Here is a 12781-nt window from a genome sequence, read left to right on the forward strand (position 1 = left end):
CCTCCTTTTTAGCTTTTTGGAATTGAAAGTGTAACTTTTGTACCTTCAGAGTATTTACTTTCTATGGAAATTTTTGCTTCTTTTCCATATATAAGTAATAATCTTTTGTAAACATTTTTAAGTCCAATACTCTTAGATGTACTTTTATCTTCTGGTATATATTTGTTATTAGCAATTTCATCATTAATTGATTTTAATTTCGGTGTTTCTATACCAGCCCCACTATCTTCTACCTGAATTATTAATTTTCCATTTTCCTTATAAATATGTATTGTTATCCTTCCTCTTCCTACAGGTTCAATACCATGTTTTATAGCATTTTCTATTATTGGTTGAATAATCAGTTTTGGTAGATTTTCTTTTAATGTTTCTTCTTCTATAATCTTAGTGTATGCTATTTTATTGCCAAATCTTTTTTGTATAAGTAGAAGATAGCTATCCATATACTGTATTTCTTCCTCTACAGTAGAGTATTTTTTCCCGTTTCTATTCATGTTGGCATCCATAAGTTTTGATAATGCTTGTACCATTTCTGCTATATCCTGTTCTCCAGACAATTGTGCTGTCCAATTAATGGTTTCTAATGTATTGTATAGAAAATGAGGATTAATCTGAGATTGAAGTGCTGATATTTCCGCATTTTTTCGAGCTATTTCTTCTTCATAAACATATTCAACAAGATATTTAATTCTTTTAGCCATACTGTTGAATGAGTTATACAAATATCCTATTTCATTTTTTCTAATGATATCAATGCTTGCACTAAGTTCTCCTTTTTCAATATCCTTCATTTTAGTTACCAATAAATTAAATGGGGATATAATCTCACTGTATATCATATTGGCTATAATAATATATATAGGCATGCTAACAATACATAGGATTATAATTAAGTCAAATACTTTTCTAGTATCTGAAATTAACATATCCGTTGTTATTACACTGATAATTTTCAAATTAATATCTTCAATCGTTTCTACTATCACATAATAATCATTGCCATCTATTGTATGAGTATAAGTACCTTTTTCTTCTAAATATATTTTATTATCCTCTATAAGGTCATTATTGTAATTGGCTCCTGCATATACGATTCTATCACCTTCATAAGTATATAGATAAGTAGATTCAGCTGGTTCTCTATATGTATATCTCAATATTTCTTGTAAATAATTATTGTCTATCCTAAATGACATGATACCTATTTTTTCAAATGTATTGATATCATAGATTGAGCGTACCAAGTATATATTCTGATAATCATCTTTTTTATCAAAGTAATAAACCACTTGATTTTTATCTTTAGTTACTTCTTTAAATTTTTCTTTTGGGATATTTCCTACTATACCTCTTTCTTTAGCAGCATAATAGACGCTATCATCATTAAGGAACTGCATAGTAACCAAATCAAATTCTTGTTTGGCGAAAATAGTGGATTTCAGATATTTATCCATATCTTTTTGGAAATTATAACTTAGGATAGTATTGTTCGCTTCTTCTCCTTTTGGTTTTGAATTGAAGAGATCATAAGCATCAATGTTATATAAAACTTCTTGAAAAATCTGTTCCATGAAATCAAGATCATTTGTCATCCTATTCTTGGCATTCATGACATCATTTTCAACATAACTTACAAATCTATCCTTTATTATTTTTTCATTATTATACATACCAAATATAATAACTAATATTATTGGATATATAAGCATAATTAGACCAAGTACTATTATTTTTTTCTTAATAGCTATATTATGAAAACTTTCAATAATGTTCTTCACAAATATTCTCCTACCCCTATATTCAAACATAATATTATAATTTTTTATCTTTTAACTTACTTTATTATAATAACAACCATTATAAAAAATCAAGTAAATAACATATAAACTTATTAAACACACAAACATTAAGCTCTATTCTTAAGTTTATCCTAAGTATAGAGCTCAATATTTTTAACCATTTTTATTGTTTTGTAATTCTTCTATTAGTTGAATTGAGTGTTCAGCCCATTCTAAATACATCTTGTAAAGTCTTAAACCATAATCAATCGTTAACTTCCAATAAAATGTTTCGCTTTCATCTATATCCGCAAAATGTTCATAATCCTTTATGTTATCCGCATCATGCTCTAATCTTTTCATTTTCTCGGTAGTAAGTTCTATTACTCTTTCAAACGTTTTTTGAAGATTTTCAGTGGGTACTTTTGAAGAAAAGAATATTTTCATCATTAGTGGTAGTTTCTGAGCGAAATGCTTTTCTTCATTAAAATTCAATAACCACTTTTCTAATTCTTTACTTCCATCTTCTGTAATTGAGTATAGTTTTTTATTTGGTTTATCATCTTGGTATAATAATCTAACACTAAGTAATCCTTTTTTTTCTAAAGTATTTAATTCTCTATATACTTGACTCTGCTGGGCTGAAAAAAAATATTTTAGACTGCTATCAAAAAATTTTGATATATCATATCCAGATAGCTCCTTATAACTTGCCAATCCTAATATAGCTGTTTTTAATGACATTATACAATCTCCTAAAGAATTATTTTTCTTTTTATTATATCATTGGAGCTATGTAAAATCCACCGCACTACTACTATTTAATTATAATTCATCCTAATATTAGAATATTCGTTTAATTATTTAGTTCTTAAGCTATCTAGTGTATCTTTAAATTTCTTTTTATAAGCAGTTGGAGCTAAATCTTCTTCAGCCTCAAATAAAATATCTTCTGTGACAACTAGAATCTCTCTCTTATCTAACCATTTTCCAATCATATTCTTTAAACCTATCTGAGCTATAAATGGTACTTCGGATACCATATATTCATACATCTTTCTTGAGTTTCCTTCCCATTTATACTTATCTGCATTAAAGGCCATAACTTATTATTCCCCTTTCATTTTTTAATTTTTAATCTTCTCTTACTAATCCATCAAAAAAAGCTTTTTTAAATTCAACACTTGTGTTCATGTTATCAATAAATTCATTCATGACTTCTGGACTTTCCAACATACCCTCTGCAAGCTTAGTTGTTTTATACATATCTCCATATTTTTTATCCCAGTCAACACTATAACGTTTAAGGACATCACAAGAGAAATCATTTTTGTTCAGTGCTTCTTGTGCTACCTCGGCAGCTAGTTTAGCACTATCACTTGCAGCTCCTACACCTTCATCAAGAAATGGTACAACTACACTACCTGCATCTCCAATTAACATAACTCCGTTATCATAGTTTTTCATTCTTTGAATTCCTGTTGGAACTCTCCATCCCTTCCAAGGGGCAACCTGCTTACATGGATTATCTTTTGATGGTATGAATCGTTTTCCATATGGACTTGTTCTTGCCCATTCCCAGAATTTTTCTTCAAATGTGAAACCTTGGTAATCTGCCATATTACATCCCAAACCAACATTACATATATTACCCTTTTTATCAGCGGGACAAATCCATAAATAACCTACAATCCCTACAGGTCCATAATGAAATTCTAGGTATCCATCTTTCAAGAGAGGAACGTTCTCAAAATATGTCCTTAATGCTATGGATAGATTATCAGGCTCGTCTGGAAATTGACCAATTTTCTGAGCGACAATTGAATGAGAGCCATCAGCACCTATAACAATTTTTGATCTAAGTTCTATTTTTTCCCCGTTATATTTAGCTTTTACACCTCTTACATATCCATCTTCTTTTATAACATTATAGACCCAACAGTTCTCTATTACTTCTGCTCCAAGCCTCTCTGCATTTTTTCTCATAATATTATCAAAATACCATCTAGGAGTGATGTAACCATCTGGTACATCAATATAACATTTATTACTGTCAGGAGAAATAAATATAAGTCCATCTTTCAATAATCCATATTTAGCAAGCTCTTCTTCTGCCCCTAACTCTTTGATATGTTTCAATGAAGTACGACTCTGGCAATCAGCACAAGGTTTATCTCTAGGAAAAGTCTCTTTATCAATAAGAAGGACATCCACACCTGCTTTTGCAAGATATGAAGCACAAACTGAACCTCCTGGTCCTGCTCCTACAACTATTACATCATGTTCAATAACTTTCATTATTTTATGTCTCCTTCCATGTTAACACTTCTAAAAGATATAGCATTTTCAGGACAAACAGTTTCACAAGCTCCGCATCCTATGCACTTATCTTTATCAACTTTTTCAAATCCACACTTCATACATCTTCGTGCTTCCATAACTGCTTGAGCTTTTGTATATCCTAATTCTACAGGTAAAAAGCTCTTTCTTTTATCCATATCTGTTTTAGGCATATTAATTGGAGATAGCTTTTCTAATCTAATAGGGAATATCTTTTCTTCATTACATGCCAAATCAATTTTATGTTCTTTCGTTCTATCGACCTGTTTTTTATTATTTATGTAATCGTCAATTTTCATTGCAGCCACTCTTCCCGATTCCATTGCAGTTATAACTGAACCTCGTGAGTTTATTATATCTCCAGCTGCAAATACTTTTTCTTTTGCAGTCATTAAATTATCTTTATCAACTATTAATCCACCTCTATGATCTAATTCCAAGCCTGCTTTTCTGGCTAATAATTTGATATCTGGCCTCTGACCGACTGCAAATATAACTGTATCTGCTTCTATAGAAAATTCTGAGTCATCTACTATGATTGGTTTAAGTCTTCCATTCTCATCTTTTTCTATTGAGGAAACCTTTTTGAATCTTACACCTTTCACTGTTATGAAATTTGATTCAATTTCTACTGGTGATACTGATGTTATAAATTCAACTCCCTCTTCTACAGCTTCCAATACTTCGTCTTTTGGAGCAAGTAATTCTCCTTCTGCCTCCAAGCATGCACAAATTGCTTTTTCAGCTCCTAACCTTACAGCTGTTCTAGCTGTATCAAGCGCGACTGAACCTGAACCAATAATTACTACTTTATTCATTTCTGCTGCTTTTACAGGATTTTTCCAATTGTTTACCGGTTCTTTACTATTAACTCTTTGCATAAATGTAACGGCATTATATACTTTATCTGATAAAGACCCTTTAATAGGTAAATCTATTCCTTTTGAAGCACCAGTCGCTAATAAAACAGCTGCATAACCATTAGTTATTAAATCATTTATTGTAGGTTTAGAACCCACTGGTGAATTGTATTGGATTTCTATACCAGCTTCTTCAAGAATTTTAACATCATTAAGGAACATATTTTTATCTAATCTGAAATCAGGTATTCCCATCCTAACCATTCCGCCTGGCTGAGGATTCTTTTCAAATATTTTAACTTTATAACCTTTTTTAGCTAAATAAAATGCAGCTGTTATTCCTGCTGGTCCCGCACCAACAATTGCAATACGCTTATCAATATTCTGTTTGAATACTGGTCTCGCTTTTACCGAGACATTTTCAACTGCTGCCCTTTTTAACCCCCTGATGTTTATCGATGTATCGATTAATGTACCCCTTTTACACTCATCCATACAAGGATGTGAACAAATCATAGCACATAGTGATGGAAGAGGATTTAATTCTGATATTAAGTCATAGGCATCCTGCCATCTTTCTTCCGCAACAAGGTTAACAAATCCTTCAGGTGTTGTGCCTAATGGACATCCAAGACTACATGCATGACTGACAGCATATTCATTTTGTTCCTCTTTCAGCATAACATCTCCTTGTGCACAATCAGGGCAAAATCTACATATAGCTCTTTGCATCTCAGTTATGGCTTCTACAGGACATAATCTTCTACACTTACCGCAATTGATACATAAATCAGTATCAATATGTGCTACACAAGTTCTCTGTATTGTGTATTCCCCTGTGTTTCCCAGTCTGATATTAACTGCATTTGTTACATCATCCATTTTATAAATACCTCCTTAATTTGTTTTATACTATACAATTATAGTATTATACTTGTATAGTACACCTTATTTCGTATTTATTCAACATATTTTCCCCAAAGAATTTTTCAAAAAAAACTGATAAGATAATAACTATCCTATCAGCCTCATGAATTACTCTATTACATTATTTTACTTATTGTTTACAAATGCTACTCCTGAACTTGTCCCTATTCTGTCAGCTCCTGCTTCAATCATAGCTACAGCCTTATCATAATCTCTTATCCCGCCTGAAGCCTTAACTTTTGCTTTGTTGCCAACAGTTCTTTTCATTAATCTTACATCTTCTATTGTCGCTCCACCTGTACTGAATCCAGTTGAAGTTTTTACAAAATCCGCTCCTGCTGCTACAGATAATTCACAAGCTTTTACTTTTTCATCATCTGTCAAAAGACATGTTTCAATAATAACCTTTACATGAGCTTTACCTTTAGCAGTATCAACTACAGCTTTTATATCTTCTTCTACCTCATTATATTTTTTGCTTTTCAAGTAACCTACGTTGATTACCATATCCACTTCTTCTGCACCATTTTGTATAGCATTTGATGCCTCATATGCTTTTACTTCTTTTGGTGTCGCCCCTAAAGGGAAACCTATAACAGCACAAGTCATTATATCTGTTCCTTTTAATAAACTAGAAACATATTTTACATAGGATGGATTAACGCATACGGAAGCAAAATTGTATTTTTTAGCTTCATCGCATATTTTTTTCACATCATCTTCACTAGCATTTGGTTTTAATATTGTATGATCGATATATTTTGATAAATTCATTATAATCTCCTTTTAGCACTTGATATAATCTAAGACATAAGTACTTTTAATCTATTTATTGTTATTCTTCTTTAGTTACTATAGTATCAACATTTTCTTTAGTTACCAATGTTGAATCTAATATAATATTTTCATCAATTTCTTCTCCATTAAGATAATCTAATCCCATTAAAACAGCATTTTTTCCTAAGAAGAAAGGTGGTTCAGCAATTGTTGCTTCTATCTTATCTGCTCTGATAGCTTCTAATGAAGGATCAATAGCATCACAACCAATTAATACTATTTCATCTAATCTTCCAGATGCTTCAATAGCTTCTAGAGCACCTAAAGCCATTTCATCATTAGCTGCGTAGACTCCATCAATCTCAGCATTAGCTTGTAATATATTTTCCATGACTTTCATAGCCTCAGCTCTATCAAAATTAGCACTTTGAGTAGCAACAACTTCAAATCCTTCTGTCTTATCAACTATTTCATTAAATCCTTTACTTCTGTCTTGAGCAACGTTAGTACCCATTATACCCATAATTTCTACTATTTTACCTTTTCCTTTAAGTACATCAACTAAGAATTCTCCTGCAATATTTCCTGAATGTACCGCATCAAATCCCATATGTGCAATAACTTCTCCGCCTTTTGCAGCTCTATCAATTGTAATAACAGGTACTTCTTTTTCATTAGCTGTTTCAATTGCAGCTACTATTGCATCACTATCACATGGATCAATAATAAGTAAGTCCAAATCTTTTTGTAATAGATTCTCTACATCAGTTTGTTGTTTACTTGGCTGATTCTGAGCATCTGTAACAAATAATTCAACATCGTTATCTTTCGCACCTTTTTTAGCACCATTTGAAACATCAACAAAGAATGGATTGTTCAATGTATTCATGGATAAACCAATCTTAATTTGTTTAGTTTCAGTATCTTTTGAACTATCCTTCTCCTTACTAGTATCATTTGGTTTTTGTCCACATCCTACCATTGATAAAATAAGAGTTAAAGCTAAAATACCTACTAAAAATTTTTTCATTTTAATGTCCTCCTTAAAGTTTTATTATTCATCTAATTTTGATGAAACTGATTTAAATTTACTGTCTGCTAAAACAGCCAGCAAAATAACAAATCCTTTAACAATATCTGATGCAAATGGATTCACATCAATTAGTACCAATATGTTATCTAATACTCCTAATATTAAGGCTCCAAATACGGTAGGAATAATTGCTCCTTGTCCGCCTGAAAGACTAGTACCACCCAAGATTACTGCTGCTATTGCATCTAACTCATAACCTTTACCGGCTGTAGGTTGTGCAGAACCTAATCTAGCAGTTAATATTAATCCAGTTAAGCCTGCCAATAATCCACTTATTGTATATACTAAAGTTTCTACCTTCTTAACATTAATTCCAGATAATCTAGTAGCTTCTCTGTTACCGCCTATACTGAATACACTTCTTCCAAAAGCAGTATACTTAAGTATAAAAAAACCAATTGCAAATATAACTATTAAAATAATAATTGGAAAAGGTATACCAAATAGATAACCCTTACCTATAAAATTGTAAGCTTTTAATCTTGCTGCTATAGGAGAACCATTAGTGAATACTAATACAAATCCCCTTACAAAAGTCATAACCGCTAAAGTTGCTATAAATGGGGGTAAATTCCCTTTAGTTATTATAATACCATTAAAAGTTCCACATATACTTCCCACTACTAATGCAACAATTATAGCTAGTATTACACTATTTGTGTTTATTAATGTATAAGCTGATAATGCTCCAGATATAGCCACTATTGAACCTACTGACAAATCAATTCCACCTGTCAGAATTACAAATGTCATACCTGATGCAATAATTGCAATAATGGAAACTTGTCTTATTATATTTAATAAATTATTAAATGTTAGAAATGAATTAGATAAACATGTTGCAATTATTAAAATCAAAACTAATACTGATACAGTTCTATATTTTGTTAATAACTTTAATCCTATTTTTTTCAAATTCATTTAGTAAACCCCTCCTGCTCCAGCTGCATATGATAATACATTCTCTTGTGTTAATTTCTCTTTACTAATCGATGCTACAACTTCACCTTCTCGCATAACTAATCCTCTGTCACTCATTCCTATAAGTTCAGGTAGATCAGATGTGATTAAGACAATGCTAATCCCTTGTTTAGTAAGTTCATGCATTATATTATATATTTCTGCTTTTGCTCCAATATCAATACCTCTTGTAGGTTCATTTAAAAATATTATTTCAGGATTAGTTTCAAGCATCTTCCCAAATACTACTTTTTGCTGATTTCCACCGCTTAAATTCCCTACTATTTGATGTGGTGATGAAACTTTTATGTTTAATTTACTAATCTCTTTTTTTGACATTTCTAAATCTTTTTTATCTGATAAAAGTCCATTTGACATTATAGATTTTAAGGAAGCCAGTGAAATATTTTCTTTTACATTTCTAACTAAAACCAGCCCTTCATTTTTTCTATCATCTGATACAACAAAAATTCCTTTTGAGAGGGCTTGTGCAGGATTTTTTATCTTAACTCTTTTTCCTTTTATAAAGACTTCACCATCATAGTCTCCATAATATCCTGCTAAAAGTTTTGATAATAATATATTACCTGACCCTAATAATCCGGCTATTCCTAAGATTTCACCTTCATATAATTTAAATGAAACATCTTTTATACTATTTTTATATCTAATATTTTTTGCTTCAAATACTACTTCTTTTGACCTGACATAATCTCTCTTAGGGTATAAGTTGGTTAAATCACTTCCAACCATCAAACGGACTATTTCATCATGATTAGTATCTTTGGTCAACATACTATTGATGAATTTACCATCTCTAAAAACAGTAACTCTATTTGTAATCCGAAATATCTCATTCATTCTATGTGAGATGTAAATAATTGCAATGTTCTCTTTTTTGAGATTCTCAATTATATCAAATAAACATTCTATTTCTTCGTCTGTTAATGCAGCTGTAGGCTCATCCATAATAATTACTTTTGAATTTATTGATAGACATTTGGAAATCTCAATCATCTGGGCTTCAGCAACAGATAAATTTTTTACAAGTTTCTTAGGACTTATATTTAATCCAACTTTTGCAATTAACTCTTTAGCATCTTGATTCATTTTTTTCCAATCAATGATACCTTTTCTACTCACAGGATACCTTCCAAGAAAAATATTTTCTGCTACAGTTAAATGAGGTATTAGATTGAATTCTTGATAAATCATTGATATACCTAATTCCTGTGCTTCTTTTGTTGAAGAAAATTTCACATTTTCACCTTGATAACGCATATTACCAGAAGTATATTCCTGAGCACCAGATATTATTTTCATTAATGTAGATTTACCAGCTCCATTTTCTCCACATAAAGCATGTACTTCTCCTTCATATATCTCTAATTTAACATTATCTAATGCTTTTACACCTGGAAATATTTTAGTGATATTCTCTAACTCTAAAATTAGTTTCTTATCAGCCATCTTCTGCCCCTTTCAATATATATTTATGTAACCCCTTACATTCACCTCATTAATGCAATCTAATAAGCACATCCACTCACCAATATAATACTTGGATATGGTGTAAATTCACCAGTTCTTATTATTCCTCTTGCCCCTTTTGTCTTTTCTTTAAACATAACATGTGGAACATATTCTACTTCCATATCTTCTGGAAATAAATCAATAATCTCTTTATGCATATCTGGGCTGACAGTTTTTAACTCTTCTGCCAATATTATTTTCTCCACAACTAGAGATTTTAACACTTCTTTTAATACATCTAGATATCTTGGTTCATTAGGTTTCCATGCTAAATCTATTCTTTCTACATCTTTTGGCATAGGTAATCCTGCATCACTTACTACAATTGTATCTTTGTGCCCCATTTGAGCAAATAAATTTACCATCTGAGGATTAAGAATTCCACCTTTTAACATTTTATGTCCTCCTTTTTAGTTAGTTGAATTGTCTATTATAAAATTGTTAATAGTCTCTCTTGTTGGCATTGCAGGCGCTGTACCTATTTTTGTAACGGATAAAGCTCCTACCGCATTTCCAAATTTTGCAGCTTCAAAAATACCTTTACCTTCTCCTAATGCTGTTACGAAACCACCATTGAACGCATCACCTGCTCCTGTGGTATCAATTGCATCTACGTTATATCTGGGAATTATTCTTTCTTCATCTTTACATCTCACATATGCTCCTTGATTCCCCATAGTAATAATGACATTAGTAACACCTTTTTCAATAAAAATATCTGCTGATTTTCTTGCATCATCCATGTCTTTAATCTCAACTCCTGTGAGAATTGAAGCTTCTACCTCATTAGGTGTAATAATATCTATTTTTGATAAAAGTTCATCAGATATAGGCTGAATAGGTGCTGGATTAAGGACAGTTGTTATATTGTTTTTCTTAGCGATATCTATTGCAAACTCAACAGCATCTAAGTTAGTTTCCAACTGTGTTAAAAATACTTTTGCTTCTTTAATTTTGTCTTCGCATTTTAATATTTCTTCATTCTTGATATTACCACATGCTCCTGATGTAACTAAAATACTGTTTTGGCTAGTATTTTCATCTACTAATATTAAAGCTGTTCCTGTTTCTATTTCTTTATCCTGAAACACATAGCTTGTGTCCATACCTTCTTTTTCAAAAAAATCAGTTGCGACTTTTCCAAATAAATCATTTCCTATCTTTGTAACCATAGTTACATTTGCTCCTGCCCTATTGGCTGCTACTCCTTGATTAGAACCTTTTCCTCCTGGACCCAACTTGAACATTGAACCTTTTACAGTTTCACCCGGCTTTGGTAAATGGTGTGCTCTTCCCATCAAATCAACAACAAAGCTGCCTAGAATAACAATGTTTGGTTGCATAAAACTCCTCCTTTTAGTGGTACCGCTTACATTTCATTCTAAAAAAAATTATTTTATTTTTCTTTCTGAACCTCTAAGTATTAATTTTGGTAATAAGATAATTCTTTTAGTGTCATGATTATCAACATTCTTCTCATTTAATCTATCTAATAATATTTGCATTGCAACTTCACCCATTTGTGCCGTAGGCCTTGATACAACGCTTATATACATATTCATAATACTTAATAATTCTATTTCGTCAAACCCTATTAATGCCATATCCTCCGGAATCTTAACATTAGCTTCTGTCAATGCTTTTATGCATCCTAGATTCATCATGTTATTGGATACAAATATTGCTGTAGGAGGATCATCCATTTTTAAGATTTGTTTAGTTAATTCATAACCGCTTTTTAATTTAAAATCTCCATAAAATATATATCTTTCATCTATTTCAATTCCATTCATTGATAAAGACTTTTTGTACCCTCTTAATCTATCTCTACCTGGTTTAGAACTCAATGGTCCTGAAATAATAGCTATTTTTCTATGTCCTTCTTTAATAAAACACTCAATAGCATCATAAGTTCCTGAAATACTATCTAAAAATACACCATCGAATTTCGAATACTTAACATCTCTATCTAATAAAACTACAGGAACATTAAGATTCTCTAAAATACTCAAATATTTAGCATTAAATTTATCATTATCTGCTGTTGGAGTAATTATCAATCCTCTAATTCTTTGACGCTTAAGCATTTCAATAAATTTCATTTCCTTTTGTTCATTTTCATCTGTATCGCATAAAAGCATATATAAGTCATTCTTGTCAGTTACAGAACTAATTCCTTTTATAACTTGTCCAAAGAATGGGTTATTAATATCAGGAACAACAACTCCAATTGTATTAGTAATGTTCCTAGATAAACTTCTTGCAATATCACTGGGCGCATAATTTAATTCTTTTATAGCTTTTAGAACTTTTTCTTTAGTTTGTTCTTTAACTTTATCAGAATCATTAAGCACCCTAGATACTGTTGCAACTGATACTTTCGATTTTTTAGCTATATCGCTAATTGTTATCGGTGCTATAATTATCACCCCTCTTATTAATGTAATCGCTTACACTTTCTTTTTTTAATTATATTATCATATTCTTATTCTGTCAAGCCTTTTTTATTGCAT

Annotated in this window: 12 protein-coding genes; all 12 read right to left on the reverse strand. The window is 31.0% G+C overall.

Features of this window, described 5'->3' with window-relative positions; translation table 11 throughout:
- Nucleotides 1-8 precede the first annotated feature (8 nt).
- On the reverse strand, nucleotides 9-1778 hold the full coding sequence (locus QMG30_RS03670; RefSeq protein WP_281812334.1) for a sensor histidine kinase: 1770 nt from the start codon (nucleotides 1776-1778) through the stop codon (nucleotides 9-11).
- A 174-nt stretch (nucleotides 1779-1952) separates the two neighbouring features.
- On the reverse strand, nucleotides 1953-2522 hold the full coding sequence (locus QMG30_RS03675; protein ID WP_281812336.1) for a PadR family transcriptional regulator: 570 nt from the start codon (nucleotides 2520-2522) through the stop codon (nucleotides 1953-1955).
- A 116-nt stretch (nucleotides 2523-2638) separates the two neighbouring features.
- Entirely contained in the window at nucleotides 2639-2881 is a 243-nt protein-coding gene (locus QMG30_RS03680; RefSeq protein ID WP_281812338.1) for a hypothetical protein, read from the reverse strand.
- Between the two features lie 31 nt (nucleotides 2882-2912).
- Nucleotides 2913-4076, reverse strand: a complete 1164-nt coding sequence (locus tag QMG30_RS03685) for an NAD(P)/FAD-dependent oxidoreductase (protein WP_281812340.1) — start codon at nucleotides 4074-4076, stop codon at nucleotides 2913-2915.
- Complete coding sequence (locus QMG30_RS03690) at nucleotides 4076-5860, reverse strand: FAD-dependent oxidoreductase (protein ID WP_281812342.1); 1785 nt, start codon at nucleotides 5858-5860, stop codon at nucleotides 4076-4078. The genes QMG30_RS03685 and QMG30_RS03690 overlap by 1 nt, the downstream gene beginning before the upstream one ends.
- 171 nt (nucleotides 5861-6031) lie before the next feature.
- On the reverse strand, nucleotides 6032-6679 hold the full coding sequence (deoC, locus tag QMG30_RS03695; RefSeq protein ID WP_281812344.1) for a deoxyribose-phosphate aldolase: 648 nt from the start codon (nucleotides 6677-6679) through the stop codon (nucleotides 6032-6034).
- Between the two features lie 61 nt (nucleotides 6680-6740).
- Complete coding sequence (locus tag QMG30_RS03700; protein ID WP_281812346.1) at nucleotides 6741-7712, reverse strand: substrate-binding domain-containing protein; 972 nt, start codon at nucleotides 7710-7712, stop codon at nucleotides 6741-6743.
- Nucleotides 7713-7736: 24 nt separating this feature from the next.
- The gene (locus QMG30_RS03705; protein WP_281812348.1) at nucleotides 7737-8696 is read right to left on the reverse strand and encodes an ABC transporter permease; all 960 of its coding nucleotides are present in this window, start codon (nucleotides 8694-8696) and stop codon (nucleotides 7737-7739) included.
- Nucleotides 8697-10205, reverse strand: coding sequence for a sugar ABC transporter ATP-binding protein (locus QMG30_RS03710; RefSeq protein ID WP_281812350.1), 1509 nt, complete (start codon nucleotides 10203-10205; stop codon nucleotides 8697-8699).
- Nucleotides 10206-10264: 59 nt separating this feature from the next.
- Nucleotides 10265-10663 carry a D-ribose pyranase gene (gene rbsD, locus QMG30_RS03715; protein ID WP_281812352.1) on the reverse strand — a complete coding sequence of 133 codons (399 nt, stop codon included), beginning with the start codon at nucleotides 10661-10663 and terminating at the stop codon, nucleotides 10265-10267.
- A 15-nt stretch (nucleotides 10664-10678) separates the two neighbouring features.
- Nucleotides 10679-11611: a ribokinase gene (gene rbsK / locus QMG30_RS03720; RefSeq protein WP_281812354.1), complete on the reverse strand. Its 933-nt coding sequence runs from the start codon at nucleotides 11609-11611 to the stop codon at nucleotides 10679-10681.
- A gap of 48 nt (nucleotides 11612-11659) precedes the next feature.
- Entirely contained in the window at nucleotides 11660-12697 is a 1038-nt protein-coding gene (locus tag QMG30_RS03725; RefSeq protein ID WP_309298627.1) for a LacI family DNA-binding transcriptional regulator, read from the reverse strand.
- Nucleotides 12698-12781 lie beyond the last annotated feature (84 nt).

Source organism: Vallitalea longa (assembly GCF_027923465.1).
Taxonomy (GTDB): domain Bacteria; phylum Bacillota; class Clostridia; order Lachnospirales; family Vallitaleaceae; genus Vallitalea; species Vallitalea longa.